General features: G+C 44.4%; 14 protein-coding genes. 11 read left to right on the top strand and 3 right to left on the bottom strand.

All coding sequences use genetic code 11. From position 1 onward, the window contains the following. Positions 1 to 89: 89 nt before the first annotated feature. Positions 90 to 728 carry an LON peptidase substrate-binding domain-containing protein gene (locus EWV68_RS00940; protein ID WP_194015667.1) on the bottom strand — a complete coding sequence of 213 codons (639 nt, stop codon included), beginning with the start codon at positions 726 to 728 and terminating at the stop codon, positions 90 to 92. A 463-nt stretch (positions 729 to 1,191) separates the two neighbouring features. Here EWV68_RS00940 and EWV68_RS00935 point away from each other — a divergent pair, with 463 nt between their 5' ends. Beyond that, positions 1,192 to 2,733 carry a ferredoxin--nitrite reductase gene (locus tag EWV68_RS00935; RefSeq protein WP_287168507.1) on the top strand — a complete coding sequence of 514 codons (1,542 nt, stop codon included), beginning with the start codon at positions 1,192 to 1,194 and terminating at the stop codon, positions 2,731 to 2,733. A gap of 424 nt (positions 2,734 to 3,157) precedes the next feature. Here EWV68_RS00935 and EWV68_RS00930 read toward each other — a convergent pair whose 3' ends face one another. Beyond that, the gene (locus EWV68_RS00930; RefSeq protein WP_287168506.1) at positions 3,158 to 4,192 is read right to left on the bottom strand and encodes a PstS family phosphate ABC transporter substrate-binding protein; all 1,035 of its coding nucleotides are present in this window, start codon (positions 4,190 to 4,192) and stop codon (positions 3,158 to 3,160) included. 597 nt (positions 4,193 to 4,789) lie between these two features. Here EWV68_RS00930 and pstS (EWV68_RS00925) point away from each other — a divergent pair. The 5 genes from pstS (EWV68_RS00925) to pstB (EWV68_RS00905) all read left to right on the top strand — a co-directional run bounded on the left by pstS (EWV68_RS00925) (position 4,790) and on the right by pstB (EWV68_RS00905) (position 9,999). Beyond that, positions 4,790 to 5,911 carry a phosphate ABC transporter substrate-binding protein PstS gene (gene pstS / locus EWV68_RS00925; protein ID WP_061432877.1) on the top strand — a complete coding sequence of 374 codons (1,122 nt, stop codon included), beginning with the start codon at positions 4,790 to 4,792 and terminating at the stop codon, positions 5,909 to 5,911. Positions 5,912 to 6,005: 94 nt separating this feature from the next. Beyond that, the gene (gene pstC / locus EWV68_RS00920) at positions 6,006 to 6,965 is read left to right on the top strand and encodes a phosphate ABC transporter permease subunit PstC (protein ID WP_061432876.1); all 960 of its coding nucleotides are present in this window, start codon (positions 6,006 to 6,008) and stop codon (positions 6,963 to 6,965) included. Between the two features lie 195 nt (positions 6,966 to 7,160). Continuing rightward, positions 7,161 to 8,054 (top strand): phosphate ABC transporter permease PstA, encoded by an 894-nt coding sequence (pstA, locus tag EWV68_RS00915; RefSeq protein WP_002797854.1) that lies wholly within the window; start codon positions 7,161 to 7,163, stop codon positions 8,052 to 8,054. 193 nt (positions 8,055 to 8,247) lie between these two features. Next, entirely contained in the window at positions 8,248 to 9,051 is an 804-nt protein-coding gene (gene pstB, locus EWV68_RS00910) for a phosphate ABC transporter ATP-binding protein PstB (RefSeq protein WP_061432875.1), read from the top strand. 150 nt (positions 9,052 to 9,201) lie between these two features. After that, entirely contained in the window at positions 9,202 to 9,999 is a 798-nt protein-coding gene (pstB, locus tag EWV68_RS00905) for a phosphate ABC transporter ATP-binding protein PstB (protein WP_287168505.1), read from the top strand. Positions 10,000 to 10,065: 66 nt separating this feature from the next. Here the strand turns inward: pstB (EWV68_RS00905) and EWV68_RS00900 are convergent, their stop codons facing one another. Next, positions 10,066 to 11,082, bottom strand: a complete 1,017-nt coding sequence (locus EWV68_RS00900; RefSeq protein WP_287168504.1) for a PstS family phosphate ABC transporter substrate-binding protein — start codon at positions 11,080 to 11,082, stop codon at positions 10,066 to 10,068. Between the two features lie 546 nt (positions 11,083 to 11,628). Here EWV68_RS00900 and pstS (EWV68_RS00895) point away from each other — a divergent pair. From pstS (EWV68_RS00895) to map, 5 genes are all read left to right on the top strand, one after another. Further along, positions 11,629 to 12,642, top strand: a complete 1,014-nt coding sequence (pstS, locus tag EWV68_RS00895) for a phosphate ABC transporter substrate-binding protein PstS (RefSeq protein WP_287168503.1) — start codon at positions 11,629 to 11,631, stop codon at positions 12,640 to 12,642. 393 nt (positions 12,643 to 13,035) lie between these two features. Then, positions 13,036 to 14,010 (top strand): phosphate ABC transporter permease subunit PstC, encoded by a 975-nt coding sequence (pstC, locus tag EWV68_RS00890; protein ID WP_061432872.1) that lies wholly within the window; start codon positions 13,036 to 13,038, stop codon positions 14,008 to 14,010. A gap of 4 nt (positions 14,011 to 14,014) precedes the next feature. Further along, entirely contained in the window at positions 14,015 to 14,899 is an 885-nt protein-coding gene (gene pstA, locus EWV68_RS00885; protein WP_061432871.1) for a phosphate ABC transporter permease PstA, read from the top strand. An 11-nt stretch (positions 14,900 to 14,910) separates the two neighbouring features. Next, a complete protein-coding gene (gene pstB / locus EWV68_RS00880; protein ID WP_061432870.1) occupies positions 14,911 to 15,720 on the top strand; it encodes a phosphate ABC transporter ATP-binding protein PstB in 810 nt (269 codons plus the stop codon). 251 nt (positions 15,721 to 15,971) lie between these two features. After that, positions 15,972 to 16,736, top strand: coding sequence for a type I methionyl aminopeptidase (map, locus tag EWV68_RS00875; protein ID WP_002760006.1), 765 nt, complete (start codon positions 15,972 to 15,974; stop codon positions 16,734 to 16,736). The last annotated feature ends 348 nt before the right edge of the window (positions 16,737 to 17,084 follow it).

Below are 17,084 nucleotides of genomic sequence, written 5' to 3'. Positions count from 1 at the left end.
ATGAGTTATCAGTTCACTGATTACTGTTTACTGTTCACTGAAATAAGACGGCCACTGCCATCTCCCGAAGTTGAAAAACCTCAAGATTATTAATTTAAAGCATCTTTAAGAGCCGTGCGAGCGGCCAGATGATTGCGGGTTGAGGTGAGAATTTCCGATTCTCGTTGCAGACGACTGACTGTATCGAGCATTTCCAATAAAGCCTGTTGTTCCCCGGCCACACCGTAGAGATTACCCGCCACCCAGTAGGATAATTCCAGGGGAAGACTGGGCAAATCGTCGGGGAGTTCAATTTTTTGAGCGGTTAATTTGGCTGATAGATGAACCACATCCCGCAGCAGTCGATCCACTTCTGTGGCCAGAGGTCGCAGATCTTGGGTGGTGGGGACATCTTCAATCCACTCCACTAAACCGACGAGATAGGGTTTTTCCCGGACGTATTCTAGGACACGGAAGCGCTGTTGACCGATGGTGAGAATTTTTAACCGATCATCTGGAAGACGTTGACAACGGACAACTTCCGCACAACTGCCGACTTTAGCGATTTCTCCCGTGGCTGGATCTACCATTAAGACCCCAAAACGGCGATCTTCTTCCAATATCGTATTCATCATAATCCGATAGCGAAACTCGAAGATGTGCAGGGGCAGGGGACGACCCGGGAATAAAACAACTTCGGGAAGGGGAAAGAGAGGTAATTCTCTAACGGCAATGGAAGAAGTGGCCATAGGTTTAGTAAAAAAAAACCGATCTTTTCTTATTTTTACACAATACCCCCTGAACCGCTAGGCAAGGGCAATAGACTCCGAGCCAGTATTCAGGAGCCAGTATTCAGGAGTCGGGAGTCGGGAGATTGCCTTTATTTATTCTCCCCACACCCCACACCCCACACCCCACACCCCACACCCCACACCCCACACCCCACACCCCACACCCCACACCCCACCTTAATGCACTTACTGCATGATATAAATGCCTAAACACGATGGTGAGCGGATTTCTGTTACAAACAATACAAAATTATCCAACTTAAAACGAATTAAATAACAAATAGAGACTAGGTAAATTACTAAATTTTTGCTAATGACGACGGTATTTTAAAGAATACTTATTGTTAAATCCCGATTTCTTCATTTCTAACCCGCACCAACTAGAACAATTGCACCCACAGACCAGTAAGGAGATAGATTCGTGGTACAAGCACCTGAAAAAGATGGAACAACTCTCAATAAATTCGAGAAATTTAAAGCCGAAAAAGACGGATTAGCCATTAAAGATGAACTGGAGCATTTTGCCCAAATCGGTTGGGAAGCGATGGATAAAACCGATTTAGAACATCGCTTAAAATGGGTAGGGGTTTTTTATCGTCCCGTCACCCCGGGCAAATTCATGATGCGTTTGCGGGTTCCTAACGGCATTCTCAGCAGTGAGCAAATGCGAGTTTTAGGGGAAATCGTGCAGCGTTACGGTGATGATGGTAATGCCGATATTACTACTCGTCAAAACCTACAATTACGCGGTATTCGTATCGAAGATATTCCTGATATTTTCCAACGACTAAAATCCGTGGGCATGACTTCGGTACAATCGGGCATGGATAATGTCAGAAATATTACCGGTTCACCCATGGCGGGACTAGACGCAGATGAATTAATTGACACTAGGGAATTAGTCCAAAAAGTCCAAGATATGATTACCAACTACGGTCAAGGTAATTATCAATTTAGCAATCTGCCCCGCAAATTTAATATTGCCATCGAGGGGGGACGGGATAACTCGGTTCATGCGGAAATTAACGATATTGCCTTTGTTCCTGCCTATAAAGAGGGAGAATTAGGCTTTAATGTTGTGGTGGGTGGCTTTTTCTCGGCTAAACGCTGTGAAGCGGCAATTCCCATGAATGTTTGGGTGAGACCGAATCAGGAAGTGGTGGATTTATGCCGAGGAATTTTGGAAGTTTACCGCGATAACGGATTACGCGCCAATCGTCAAAAATCCCGTTTAATGTGGTTAATTGATGAGTGGGGAATTGAGGAATTCCGCACCCGGGTGGCCAATCAGTTAGGTTATCCCTTGGCAACGGCAGCCGAAAAAGACGCAATCGACTGGGAAAAACGGGATCATTTAGGAGTTTTCCCCCAAAAACAGGAGGGATTGAGCTATGTCGGTCTTTGTATTCCCGTTGGTCGTCTATTTGCCGATGATATGTTCGATTTAGCCCGGATTGCCGAAGTGTATGGCAGCGGAGAATTGCGTTTAACCGTGGAACAAAACGTGATTATTCCCAATATAGCGGCTGAAAATATGCCGACTCTTTTAACCGAGCCTTTACTGGCTAAGTTTACCCCCAATCCCACTCCTTTACAACGAGCGCTCGTTTCCTGCACGGGGGCGCAATTCTGCAATTTTGCCCTGATTGAAACCAAAAATAAGGCTGTGGACTTGATTAGTCAGTTAGATGCTGAATTAAATATCCCCCGGGGTGTGCGGATCCATTGGACCGGTTGCCCTAACTCCTGCGGACAACCCCAAGTGGCCGATATCGGTTTGATGGGGACAAAAGCGCGCAAAGACGGCAAAACCGTGGAAGGAGTTGACATCTACATGGGGGGTAAAGTGGGTAAAGATGCCCACCTGGGAAGTTGTGTACAAAAAGGGATTCCCTGTGAAGATCTAAAATCGCTGTTAACTTCTATCCTCATCGAACAATTTGGGGCGACACCGAAAGGTTAATTAACAAGTTTCTCGATACGCTGGGGGGTTTATCCCCTCTTTTTTTTTCTGTATCTCTGTTGCTTTAAATTGGCAAACCTCTTGCTATATTAGGGGGCAGATAGGAGCAGGAAAATCCTTATGTATAGCGTTTCTCACACCTGTGTGGCACAGTCAAACCTTTGCTGATTAAGCTTTTCACCATCGACAATGTACCTCTTGCGAACAGGAAACGCTATATTTTCCTACCAGATGGGAATCGTTACTTAGGGTTTGCTGAATAAATGTGAAATATAGACGAGGTAAGAGTTTTAGGGTACTGTTTCGCCCCCACAGGTGCAAGATTTTGAGAGTCCTGTAAGGGCGAAGCATTCGGGCAATAACCTATCGGTGAAACCGTAGATTTTCTATCCGAATGCTTCGCCCCTACTTTTTGCCGCAAACCCTATTTAGCTTCAAATTGGGCTTGTTTACGAAGTAATTCCCCGATGGTTAAATTGGGTTGAGGTCGGCCATCAAAAACCGTTCCTATCTCAAATTTTTGCAACTGTACCCGTGCCAAATGATAGGCCTCATTCGGTAGGGGAATATAACCAATAGTATCTAATAAATTGGGAACTCGATCGAGATAATGTTCGACAAATTTCTCTAAAGCGGGATTCTCTTGGGCTTTTTGGGCATTAACATAAATAAACAAAGGACGAGATAAAGGCTGATATTTACTATCCTCTACATTGCCGCGAGTTGGTTCAATACCGTTAACTTTCAAAGCTTTTAATTGATCCCGATTTTGTTCATAATAAGCGTGGCCAAAATATCCCAAAGCGTTGGGATCTTGACTGACGGCATTAACTAAAGCTTCGTCATCTTCACTAAAATTAACGTCCCCACGACTGGTATCTTTGCCGTTAATTACCTCACTGAAGAAATCGTAGGTTCCTGAATCTTTACCGGGCCCGTGAAGGGTAATCGGTTGGTCGGGCCAAGCGGGATTAATTTGATTCCAACGTTTGATTTTATTCTCGGCCGCTGGTTCCCAAATAGTTCTTAATTCTGTGGTGGAAATATCATCAAGCCAGTTATTTTCGGGATTGACTACCACGGTTAAAGCATCAAATGCGATCGGTAGTTCGATAAATCTGACCTTATTAGCATCACATTCTTTTAATTCTTCCACAGAAATCGGCCGAGAAGCATTATTAATATCGGTTTCTCCTGCACAAAATTTTCTAAAACCGCCGCCAGTTCCTGAAATATTAGCGTCAATTTTAACATCAGCCAAAGCTTTGTTAGGGGTATTAGCTTTAAAATCTTCGAGAACTTTGTCAGTAATTGGTGCTACGGTACTCGAACCATCGATTTTAATTGGTTTTAGGTCTTGAGGATTAATATTGGCACAAGCGGGTAAAAGTAGAGCAGTTCCTAGGACAATTGCGACTACTTTGGTCGGACGAGATAGCTGAGTAAAAATTTCTAGCATAGGTGTGAAAAGGAGAAAGTAAAAACGGGTATTGGGGAGACTTTTCAGTTATCAGTGGGGAAGTGGGATTTGGGTGTTGGGTGTTGGGGAGTTTTTTGCTGTAATCGGTAATCGGTGAACTGAAAACTCACATCTGATAACTGATAACTGATAACTGATAACTGATTCAAGGCTGAGGGATGATGACTAAAAACCTTAATCTTTTCTTGGTTGTTTTTACGTCACTACAATGATAGGGAAAGAGAAAAACCTAATCTAAACTGGAAAAGTCAGCGGCTTTACCCGCGACTTAAAACTAATGTTTAGTCAAAATAAATAGTAAAAGAAGAACGTAGGTTGGGTTGAAGCATGAAACCCAACGCCCGATTATGTTACGCTACCGCTAACCCATCCTACAAATAATTGTGCCTCCCTACTTAAAACTAATGTTTAGTCAAAATAGATAGTAAAAGAAGTTGAGATTTTTGTCTAGTTATCGAGAAAATTTTTCTTGACAATAGATTATGTTTTTTTATTCACTTCTTAACCTATTCTTTACCAAGGCGTGGTAGGTTTTAGCGTAAGATTTAAGGCAGTTTACGGATCAAAATTAATCCTATGCTCAGCAAAAACAGAACCCATTTACTAACAGCCTTATCCCTAGCGACTTTAACAGCGACTTTAACCGCTTGTGGGGGCGGTGATACGGCGGGAACCAGTGGAGAGGGAAGCAATAGGATCGCCCAAGTTCCTCTGCAAGGAGAGGTCGCCCTCAATGGTGCGGGCGCTTCTTTTCCTGCACCCCTATATCAAAACTGGTTTGTCACCATCAATCAACTATTTTCTAAACTACTAATTAACTATCAATCTACCGGTAGCGGGGCGGGAGTCGAACAATTTATCCAAGGTACGATCGATTTTGGCGCTTCCGATGTGGCCATGAGTGACGAGGATATGGCCAGAGTTAGCCGCGGGGTTTTACTGCTACCGATGACGGCGGGAAGCATCGTTATGGCTTATAATTTACCCGGAGTAGAAGGGCTGAAACTAAGTAGGGAAGCCTATGTAGGCATCTTTTTAGGCACGATTACCCGTTGGAACGATGCCAAAATCGCCGCCGATAACCCCGATTTAAAACTACCCAATGAAGAAATTACCGTAGTTCACCGGGCAGACGGTAGCGGGACGACGGGAGTTTTTACTAAGTTTTTAAGCGCCGTTAGTCCCGAATGGAAAAAAAGTATCGGTGAAGGAAAAGCCGTACAATGGCCGACCAAAAAAGGTAAATTTCTCGGCGGTAGAGGAAATGAAGGTGTAACTGCCCTAATTCAACAAAATCAAGGCTCGATTGGCTATATCGAGTACGGTTTCGCTAAAAATAATAAGCTGCCCATGGCCACTTTACAAAACCAAGCCGGTCAATTCGTTATCCCCAATGAAACTAACGCCGCTGCCACCTTAGCCACGGTGGAATTACCCGAAAATCTGCGGGCTTTTATCGTTGATCCCCCGGGGGAAAATTCCTACCCCATTGTCACCTATAGTTGGATGTTGGTTTATAAAAAATACAACGATCCCCAAAAAGCTTTAGCTATGGAGGCGATGATCGAATTTGGACTCAATCAGGGACAGGAACAGTCCGCCGCCCTTGGTTATATTCCCCTACCGAAAAATGTCCGCGAACGAGTAGCCGCCGCCGCCGATGTCATCTATCCCGATTACACAATCAAGGTGGATTAGTAGCCGAAAAAATGTATTCAAAGTTACAATAATAATGGAGAAAGGCCAATTTCGACCTTAGCTACCGCAAACTAGCTGGATTTAAACCCTAATCATGAGTGCGCCCACAGTTTCACCCGACTCAAATTTTAAAGAACGTCCAGAATCGGAAAAAATCCTCGATAAAGGCTTTGTTGGATTAACTACCGCCTTTGCCATCGCTATTGGGCTAATTTTGCTCCTAATTGCCCTAGTGATTTTTATTCGGGCTTTACCGGCGATTCAAACCTTTGGTCTGGGATTTTTGACCAGTAGTGCTTGGAATCCCGTGCGCGGTCGCGAAGAATTCGGAGTTCTGCCCGTTATCTACGGAACTCTCGTTAGTTCTCTGATTGCCCTCCTGATTGCTGTTCCCCTCGGTATCGGTTCGGCCATTTTTTTAAGCGAAGATTTTATTCCCTTAAATGCGCGGACAATTTTGGTTTTTCTCGTACAACTTTTGGCCGCCATTCCCAGTGTTGTTTACGGATTATGGGGTATTTTCGTGCTGATTCCTATCCTCAGACCCCTTGGTAACTGGCTAAATGCTAATTTTAGTTGGATTCCTCTGTTTAGTACTCCTTTAGGGGGTCCTGGAATGTTACCGGCGGGGGTTATTTTAGCAATTATGATCCTGCCGATTATTATCGCTATCTCTCGCGACTCTTTGGCCGCTTTACCGCCAGATTTGCGGCAAGCTTCCCTCGGTTTGGGGGCCACCCGTTGGGAAACAATTTTTCGGGTATTAATTCCCGCCGCTTTTTCCGGGATTGTCGGGGGGATTATGTTAGCTTTAGGGCGCGCTTTAGGGGAAACCATGGCAGTAACGATGATTATCGGCAATTCTAACCGCATTAGTGCCTCTATTCTCGCCCCCGCTAACACGATCGCTTCCTTATTGGCTAACCAATTCGCCGAAGCATCGGGAATGCAAGTATCAGCTTTAATGTATGCAGGTTTTGTTCTCTTGGTTTTGTCCCTAGTAGTCAATATCTTCGCCGAATTAATCGTTAATCGCGTTAAAGCTAAGTATTAAGCCATCAGTTATCAGTTATCAGTTATCAGTTTTAAGTTTTGAGTTTTAAGTGAGCAGTATGTATTAAGTGATCATCATCAAATGGCAGTTTACTGCTGTCTTTTCACTTTTCACTGTTTACTGTTTACTAATCACTGTTTACTGATTACTGATTACTGTTCACTGATAACTGATTACTGTTCACTGATAACTGATATGGATAGTGCGAATTTAGGCAATAATCTCAAAAAGAAACCGAGTAGTCCTCGATCGCTATTGGGGACAATTATGACCGTCCTATCGGGTTTATGTTTAGCCGTCACCGTGATTCCCCTTTTTGCCGTCCTAGGCTTCGTTTTTGTGCAAGGGGTGGGCCGTTTAAACGCCAATCTCTTTACCAAATTACCGCCACCGCCGGGGTTAGGAGGAGGAGGCATCGCTAACGCCATTTTAGGGACAATTATCGTCGTCGCCCTCGCCACAGCGATCGCGGTTCCCATTGGCGTTTTAGCGGCGGTTTATCTCTCGGAATTTAGCGGTGATAATAAACTTGCCCAGGGTGTGCGCTTTGCTACCAACGTTTTAGCGGGTGTCCCTTCGATTATTGTCGGGGTTTTCGCCTACGGTTTGCTAGTTGCCCCCTTATTTGGCGAAGGAACAGCCCTTTTAGGCTTTTCTGCCCTTGCCGGTTCGATCGGTTTAGCGGTGTTAATGTTACCCACTATTATTAGAACCACCGATGAGGCTTTAAAAATCGTTCCCCAAGACATCCGCTGGGCGGCCATGGGTTTAGGGGCCTATAACTACCAAACCGTCCTAAAAATCGTCCTTCCTGCCGCTGTTCCCGCTATTTTAACCGGTGTGACTTTAGCAATTGCTAGGGCTGCTGGAGAAACGGCCTCTTTAATTTTTACGGCATTATTCTCTAACTTTTGGCCCCGGGGTGTCTTTGAACCGATTGCCACCCTTTCGGTCTTAGTTTTCAACTTTGCTACTGCCCCTTTTGCCCCCCAACAGCAATTAGCTTGGGCAGGTGCTTTAATTCTGGTGCTTTTGGTGTTGGTAACTAACATTTTATCCCGTTTAGCCACGCGCCAGAAAACCTATTAAGTCAAGGAAAAAGAACGTAGGTTGGGTTGAAGCATGAAACCCAACGCCCGCATGGGTTACGCTATCGCTAACCCATCCTACAAATAATTGTGCCTCCCTACTTAAGTCAAGGAAAAAGTAAAAAGGGATATTTAAGTAAAAATCTACCTATCTTTCCAATTCCTCAATTATCCAAATTCAAGGTCAATAATTTATGCTAACTAATCGCACTACCCAATCAACTGCAACCGTTTTAAAGGTTGATAAGGCTAATATTTACTATGGAAATTATCGAGCAGTACGAGACGTTTCGATCAATATTCCCAAAAATAAAGTCACCGCTTTTATCGGACCCTCTGGCTGTGGAAAAAGTACCATTCTCAGGTGTTTTAATCGTCTCAATGATTTAATTCACGGTTTTCGTATTGACGGCAAAGTTTTTTATCATAACCAGGATATTTACTCTCAAGAGGTGGATCCGGTCGAAGTCAGAAAATATATCGGTATGGTGTTCCAGCGCCCTAATCCTTTTCCCAAATCCATCTATGATAATGTGGTTTACGGAGCGCGATTAAATGGTTATAAAGGCGATTTAGATGAATTAGTAGAAACTTCCCTGCGTCGGGCAGCTCTCTGGGAAGAAGTAAAAGATAAACTAAAAGAAAGCGGTTTTTCCCTATCGGGGGGACAACAACAAAGATTATGTATTGCTCGCGCTATTGCCGCTCAACCAGAAGTATTATTAATGGATGAACCCTGTTCGGCACTGGATCCAATTTCAACTTTAAAAGTTGAGGAGTTAATGCACGAATTAAAAGAACGTTACACGATTATTATTGTTACTCACAATATGCAACAAGCTACTAGAGTAGCAGATTTAACGGCTTTTTATAACGCTGAACCCACCGATAAAGGTGGCAAAATTGGTTATCTAGTCGAGTTTGATCATACGGACAAAATCTTTAGTGATCCTCAAGAACAAGCAACTAAAGATTATGTTAGTGGACGTTTTGGCTAAATCAGTTATCAGTTATCAGTTATCAGTTATCAGATGTGAGTTTTCAGTGAACAGTATGAAGTGGCAAGTTGGGAGTTTTCTTTTCACTGATTACCGATTACTGTTTACCAGTCACTAAAAAAACACCCATCTCCTTTTTTTTTAAAGATTATGTATAGTACCGATGTTTTTACCGATGCGGTTTTGAGAACCAAAAACTTAAATGTTTACTACGGTTCTAATCTCGCTGTTCGTGATGTTAACCTTGATATTCCTGAGAAAAAAGTGATCGCCTTTATCGGTCCCTCTGGCTGCGGGAAAAGTACGGTTTTGCGCTGTTTTAATCGCATGAATGATCTGGTTAAAAGTGCCAAAATTGAGGGAAAAGTTACCTTTCGCGGTCAAGATATTTATGGTAATTCCGTTAATCCTATCGGGTTACGCAGTCGTATTGGTATGGTTTTTCAGAAACCGAATCCTTTTCCTAAATCTATCTATGAAAATATCGCTTTTGGGGCGCGCTTAAATGGTTACATCGGTGATATGGATCAATTAGTGGAAGAATCTTTAAAAAAAGCCGTTCTCTGGGATGATGTTAAAGATAAACTCAAAGAAAGTGGTTTAGCTTTATCGGGGGGACAACAACAAAGGTTATGTATTGCCCGCGCTATTGCGGTTAAACCGGAAGTTGTTTTAATGGATGAACCCTGTGCGGCACTCGATCCAATTTCTACCCTAAAAATTGAGGAATTAATTCACGAATTAAAAACCCAATATACTATAGTTATTGTTACTCATAATATGCAACAAGCGTCGCGGGTTTCTGATTTAACGGCTTTTTATAATGCTGAACCGACCCCAAAAGGGGGTAAAGTAGGCTATTTAGTGGAATATGATCGCACCGAGGTTATCTTTCAAAATCCCGCTCAAGAGTCCACTAGAGATTATGTTAGCGGTCGTTTTGGTTAAGATCACAGCAATAATAGCTAAAATAAAATTTTATAGGGCGAGTTAATCTCACCCTATTTTAAGTTTCTAAAACTTGGCTTTCTGGCGCAGTAATTCGGCTAAAGTCACATCGAATTTTGAGTGTCCCCCGAAAACTGTTCCCGCTTCCCCGTTAAAGAAAGTGACCTTGGCTAAATGATAATGCTCACCGCTCAGGGGAATATAACCGACCTCTTGAACGATATTTTGAGATTGACTGAGATAATACTCGACAAAACGCTGTAAATCTTTATTAGACTGAGCTTTTTGGGCGTTAACGTAGATAAATAAAGGACGGGCTAAGGGTTGATAGGTGGATTGTAGCACCGTTTCCCGGGAGGGCAAAACAGCCCCTTTACCGCTGTCTATTGCTAAAGCTTTTAAGTTCGCCGCTTGTTTTTCGTAGTAAGCTAGACCAAAATATCCCAGGGCGTTGGCATCTTGACTAACTCCTTGGATTAAAGTGTCGTCATCTTCACTGGCAACGTAATCGCTGCGGCTAACATCTTCTTTTCCTACCACCGCTTCCGTAAAATAATCGAAAGTTCCCGAATCTTTGCCCGCACCAAAGAGATTGAGAGGTTTATCCGGTAATCCCGATCGCACCTGACTCCACTTGGTAATTTTACCCTGGGCCGCAGGTTCCCAGATTTTTTTTAATTCCTCTAAAGTGATGCTGTCAATCCAATTGTTTTCTTTATTGACTGCGATGGTGAGTGCGTCAAAGGCGATCGGCAATTCGATAAATCTAATGTTATTCCGATTACAGGCTTCGATCTCATCGCTGCGAATCGGTCGCGAAGCATTGCTAATATCGGTTTTTCCAGCGCAAAACTGCCGAAATCCGCCAGTAGTACCCGAAAATTTGACGCTTATATCCGCAGACGGCTGTTTTTGTTTTTTGTATTCATCGGCGACAGCTTTGGTGATCGGGTAAACGGTGCTAGACCCATCAATAATAATTGATTTGTTTGATTGGAAGTCAACGGGAGCGCAAGCAGCTAAAACACCAGCACTAACAAAAAGAAGAGCCTTTTTGAGCAATTTATCGAGATTTATCAGCATTTATCCATCCCCTTGCTTTTCTGGGAGTCAGAAAAATCTATCTCCATCATTTCAAAAAAAATTGATTTGATGTAAAAATTCTACCAAAAAGATAACAAACTTAACAGTAGCGAAAAGCAGCGGTGGCCCTGTTTGCCTTGACACACCTAGATAGGGTCTGCTGAAAAAGTTTTTCGTGGGGGCAGGGTGTGGGGTGTGGGGTGTGGGGTGTGGGGTGTAAAGTCTAAAAGCCTTATCCAACAAGATTTTTAGATTTATTCAGCAAACCCTAGATAAAAAGCTTTGTCCGGGCAATTTCTCCCCAACAGATGGTTTAAATTAAGATTTCATCCTTGAATAGATACAATGGATTTTTGTCTTGATCGATCTAAATTATTGCCAAAAGCTGTGAATTTTTAAATTAAACTTAACCAAAATTTTACCCAATCTTAACCAAAAAAAATCCCCAATATTTCTAGATTTAAAAGTAATATTTGTGCCTTAAACTATATCTTGAAGAAAGTTCAACTTTCTTCAATTGTGCAGGATTCTTCAACCGGAAAATTTATGATATTCTCAACTGCTACCCTAACTCGTGTGTGTGCTGTCTCCTTCGCCACGGCAGCGGCCTTAGCAGGGACGATGGGAGAAACCCTCGCCCAAACCCTGAACGGTGCGGGAGCCTCCTTTCCCGCGCCCCTATACCAGCGTTATTTTGCCGACTATAAAAACGCCACTGGTGTCACCGTTAACTATAATTCCGTCGGTAGCGGTGCCGGTGTCCGGCAATTTATCGCCGGAACCGTCGATTTTGGGGCTTCCGATGCCGCTCCTTCCTCCTCGGAAAAAAGCCAGATGAAAAACGGTTTACTGCTAGTTCCCACCGCCGGAGGAGCCGTCGCCGTGGTTTATAATCTGCCCGGGGTAAATAACCTGCAAATTTCCCGGGCTAACCTCGGTAAAATCTTCAGTGGCGAGATCACTAACTGGAGACAGGTGGATCCGAAACTGCCCAACCAACCCATTAAAGTAGTGGTTAGGGCTGATGGTAGCGGTACTACGGAGATTTTTACCTCTCACCTGAGCGCGATTAGTTCTTCCTTCAAAAGTAAAGTGGGAACCAGCAAAGAACCTAACTGGGGTTTTACCGTTCTCAAAGGGCCGAAAAATGATGGTGTGGCGGCCCTGGTTAAACAAACAGAAGGCTCGATCGGTTACGTTCAAGATACCTTTGCCCGCAAAAACGAAGGGGCAACCATGAGAACCGCCAAAGTTCAAAATAAAGCCGGTCAATTTGTCGAACCCAGTCTCGCCCAAGCTAACAAGGCGATGGAAGGGATCAAATTTAACGCCGATTTTACCGCTAATATGGACGATCCGAGCAGTGGTTATCCGATCGTCGGGATTACTTGGTTATTAGTACCGAGAGACTATGCTGATAACAAAAAAGCGGCGGAAATTAAAAGACTGTTGACTTGGATTCTCACCACCGGTCAAGGTATTAACAATCAATTGGAATTTACTCGGATTCCCCCATCGGTGACTGAAAAAGTTTTAGCCGAAGTTAACAAAATTAAATAAATAGGGTTTGCTGAATAAATGTGAAATGTAGGCAAGGTAAGGGTTTTGTGGCTTTACGAGCGAAACAGGTGCAAATTTTGAGAGAATCGCCGTTCAAAACCTTGCGTCTTCATCGGCCCGCGTCCTGTAGGGGCGAAGCATTCGGGCAATAACCTATCGGTGAAACCGGAGATTTTCTAACCGAATGCTTCGCCCGTACTTTTTGCCGCAAACCCTAAATACTTTTGTATTATTTTGGGATTGATTGTCACCGCTTTCCAGTAAGATGGAAAAAAGTTACCGGTTAAGTCCATAACTAATAACTGCAAGTATTTCTTTTCTCTGGGCTGAACAATGTTCAGCCCCTACAGTTGCGTTTTCAACAACTGATAACTGGTAATCGCTCTCTACCTTATGGCTAATTTTTCTGAACCCGTTGAGTCTTTTGATCTCTCGGCGGCCAATCTTAACGAAAGCCCCGGCACTGCGGGTTTATTCAATCGCATTTTTACGATCCTAGTCTGGATTTGTGCCGCCTCCGGCTTAATTTTTCTGCTGTGGATGGCCTGGATTGTTTTTCAGGATGCGCGGCCGGCGATCAATGAATTCGGTTGGGGATTTCTCTGGGGAACCACTTGGGATGTTAACGTCCTCAAATTTGGTGGTTTACCCTTTATTTTCGGTTCGATCGTTTCCTCGATTCTGGCTCTTTTATTAGCTATTCCCCTCAGTGTTGCCGTTGCTTTAACCACTAGCGAGAATTATTTACCAGCAAGTATCCGTTATCCCATCGGTTTTCTGGTGGAATTAATTGCCTCGATTCCCAGTGTAATTATTGGTTTATGGGGGATTTTCGTACTAATTCCCGTGCTTAAACCCCTGCAAGAATGGTTATTTCAAAATTTTGCTTGGTTCCCTTTGTTTAATACCCAACCTTTGGGACCAAGTATGCTGATCGCCGGTGTGATCCTGGCCATCATGATCGTGCCGACTATTTCCGCTATCAGTCGCGATGTCTTGCTTACCGTCCCCCCCGAATTACGCAGCGCCTCCATGGCCCTAGGGGCGACTCGTTGGGAAACCATCTGGCGCGTGTTATTGCCGGCGGCGAGTTCTGGCATTATCGGGGCGATTATCCTCGGTTTAGGGCGCGCTTTAGGGGAAACTATGGCGGTGGCCATGGTAATCGGTAACTCCTCGATTATTACTCCCTCCCTCTTGGCCCCCGGTTACACTATTCCCGCTGTACTAGCTAATACCTTCCCAGAAGCTTTTGAAAAAATCCACATCGGAGCTTTGATGTATCTAGCTTTGATTCTATTTGTTATTACCTTAGCCGTCAATAGTGTAGCGGCTTTATTAGTACAATTTATCAACCGCAATCGTTAATTTTATGAGCCAAGGAGCTTTTCCTGAAGAAGATTTACAGCAACCCCTGTCACCCTGGCGACATTTTTTTACCAACGGTCTCACGGGTTTAGCGATCGCTCTTAGTGCCATCGCCATTCTGCCTTTATTCGCTATCCTCTTTCAAATTGTCAAAGAAGGTTTACCCGGATTCAATGGGCAAGTTTTCACCTCTTTACCCGCCCCAGTTGGCTCTGATCCCAGTGTTCCCAACGGTTTTGCCAATGCGATCGTGGGTACTTTAACCATGGTCGGTTTAGCATCCCTCGGCAGCATACCTCTGGGGATTCTCACCGGGGTTTTTCTCTCGGAATTCGCTCGGGGTTCCAAAATTGGTGGTATTCTGCGCTTTGCGATCGTGGTGTTGAGTAGTACCCCTTCCGTCATCGTCGGGGTGTTTTCCTTCGGGGTTTTGGTGTTAACTACCAAACAATTTTCCGCCGTAGCGGGGGCCTTTGCTTTAGGGGTGATCATGTTGCCCATTGTCGCTTTAACCACGGAAGAGGCACTAAAACTAATACCCATGTCCTACCGTCTCGGTTCCTCCGCTTTGGGGGGTTCCCGTTTCGATACGGTATTTCGCATTGTCCTGCCAGCAGCGATCGCACCGATTATGACCGGGATATTATTAGCGGTGGCCCGGGCCGCCGGAGAAACTGCCCCTTTAATGTTTACGGCTTTATTTAGTCAATTTTGGCAAGAAAGTCTTTGGTCGCCCACACCAGCTTTAACAGTGTTGATTTATAACTACGCTAGTTCCCCCTTTCCTGAACAAAATTCCCTAGCTTGGACAGCTTCTTTAGTCCTAATTATCTTAGTTTTAATTACTAGCCTTCTCTCCCGTTTTGTCACTCGTAAACGCTCAAATTAAGCATTTTTCTGATGATCGATTCCTCTCTCATGAACAGTCCTACTTCTCTAGCTAATTCGGCGATCGAAGTCGAAAATCTTAGCTTTTTCTACGGTAGCAAAAAAGCCCTGGAAGGGGTTTCTTTACAAATCCCTCAAAGGCAAGTAACCGCCATGATCGGCCCCTCTGGTTGTGGTAAATCTACTCTCTTAAAAGCCCTCAATCGCATCGGGGAATTAGAGGGACAAGTAACAGTTAAGGGCAAAGTTAGGTTTTTTGGCCAAGATATCTACGCCCCCAAAGTTAACCTCCATACCTTAAGGCGACAGGTGGGCATGGTGTTTCAGCGTCCTAACCCTTTTCCCGCTAGTATTTACGATAATATTGCCTACGGTATTAGAATTTATCGTTCCGCTAGTCGCAGTGAATTAGATGGGATTGTGGAATCAGCTTTAAAAGGGGCTGCTCTTTGGAATGAAGTTAAAGATCTGTTGAAGAAATCCGCTTTAGGATTATCGGGAGGACAACAACAAAGATTGTGTATTGCTCGCGCTTTGGCGGTAAAACCAAAAGTATTATTAATGGATGAACCTTGTTCCGCTTTAGACCCCCTTTCTACCCTCAAAGTCGAGGAATTAATCCATGAATTGAAGCAACAATACACGATCGTGATTGTCACCCATAATATGCAACAGGCCTCTAGGGTATCCGATCGCACGGCCTTTTTTAATGCCGATGAAACCCGCGTCGGTCGTTTGGTGGAATGTGACACCACCCAGAAAATTTTCACCGATGCAGTTAATCAACAAACTCGCGATTATGTAGCCGGTAGATTCGGTTAATTTGTCTTGTCAGGAGACGGGAGACGGGAGATAGGAGACAGGAGATTATTTTTATTTATTCTCCCCATTTCCCCCCGCAACGCGCACGAAGTGGTCTCCCCACACCCCACACCCCACACCCTACACCCCACACCCCACACCCTACTTCCCCACTTCCTACTCCCATAACCCAACCCCCTAAACAATAACGCTGCCCGATTTTGCTAGGATAAGAAATGTAACAAGAATCTTTCTCAACAGTCGGATAATTCATGGGCAACGATACCATCACCTTACTCTCTCCCCGGGAAATTGAAAAAATGCGTCGAGCCGGACGATTAGCGGCTAAACTGTTAGACCATCTGGCCGATATGGTTAAACCGGGGGTGAGTACCCTAGAAATCAATGACGAGGCAGAACGTTGGACTCGCGCCCATGGAGCCAAAAGTGCGCCCCTAGGATACCATGGCTTTCCTAAGTCTATCTGTACTAGCATTAACGAGGTTATCTGTCACGGCATCCCCAGCGCCGATCAAATCCTCAAAGACGGCGATATTATTAACATCGATGTCACCCCGATTTTAGAGGGTTATCACGGCGATACCTCGCAGACTTTCTTTGTCGGTACTCCCTCCCCCCTGGCCAAAAAGTTAGTGGAAGTTACCAGAGAATGTCTGCAAAGAGGCATAGATGCAGTGCAGCCGGGGGGTAAAATCGGCGATATCGGGGCGGCTATCCAAGAATATGCCGAAGGACAAGGATTTTCGGTGGTTAGAGATTTTGTCGGTCATGGTATCAGTAATGTTTTTCACACCGGTCCGCAGGTTCCCCACTACGGCACTCGTGGCAAGGGCAAAAAAATTCGCCCCGGCATGGTATTCACCATTGAACCAATGATTAATGAGGGAACCTGGCAACATATTGTCTTAAAAGACGGTTGGACTGCTATTACTAAAGATGGTAAACTTTCGGCCCAATTTGAACACACCATCGCCGTCACCGAAACTGGTGTCGAAATTCTCACTTTATCCGATTAAATTTAGGGAACGGGGAACAGGGGATAGGAAATGGGGGAATGGGAGAATGGGGAAATAGGGAAGTTTCAACTAATACCCCAAAACCCTAAAACCCCATCACCCACCTCCCCACCTCCCCACCTCCCCACTAATAACTAATAACTAATAACTAATAACTAGGGTCTGCTGAAAAAGTTTTTCCTAGGGGCAGGGTGTAACCCCCCCAACCCCCCCGACATCGGTAGGGCAGGTGGGGTGTGGGGTTTTACCCATTTTCATCGGGTAAATTACCTAATTTTCAGGGAAAAAGTCCAGGGATTTTCCCCCCGACCACTCCCATATCTGGTACTTTTTGATTGACAAAAAGTC

Origin of the sequence: Microcystis sp. M_QC_C_20170808_M9Col (genome assembly GCF_007095495.1) — a bacterium.
GTDB lineage: Bacteria > Cyanobacteriota > Cyanobacteriia > Cyanobacteriales > Microcystaceae > Microcystis > Microcystis aeruginosa.
This window is presented reverse-complemented; position numbering and strand designations above follow the sequence as displayed.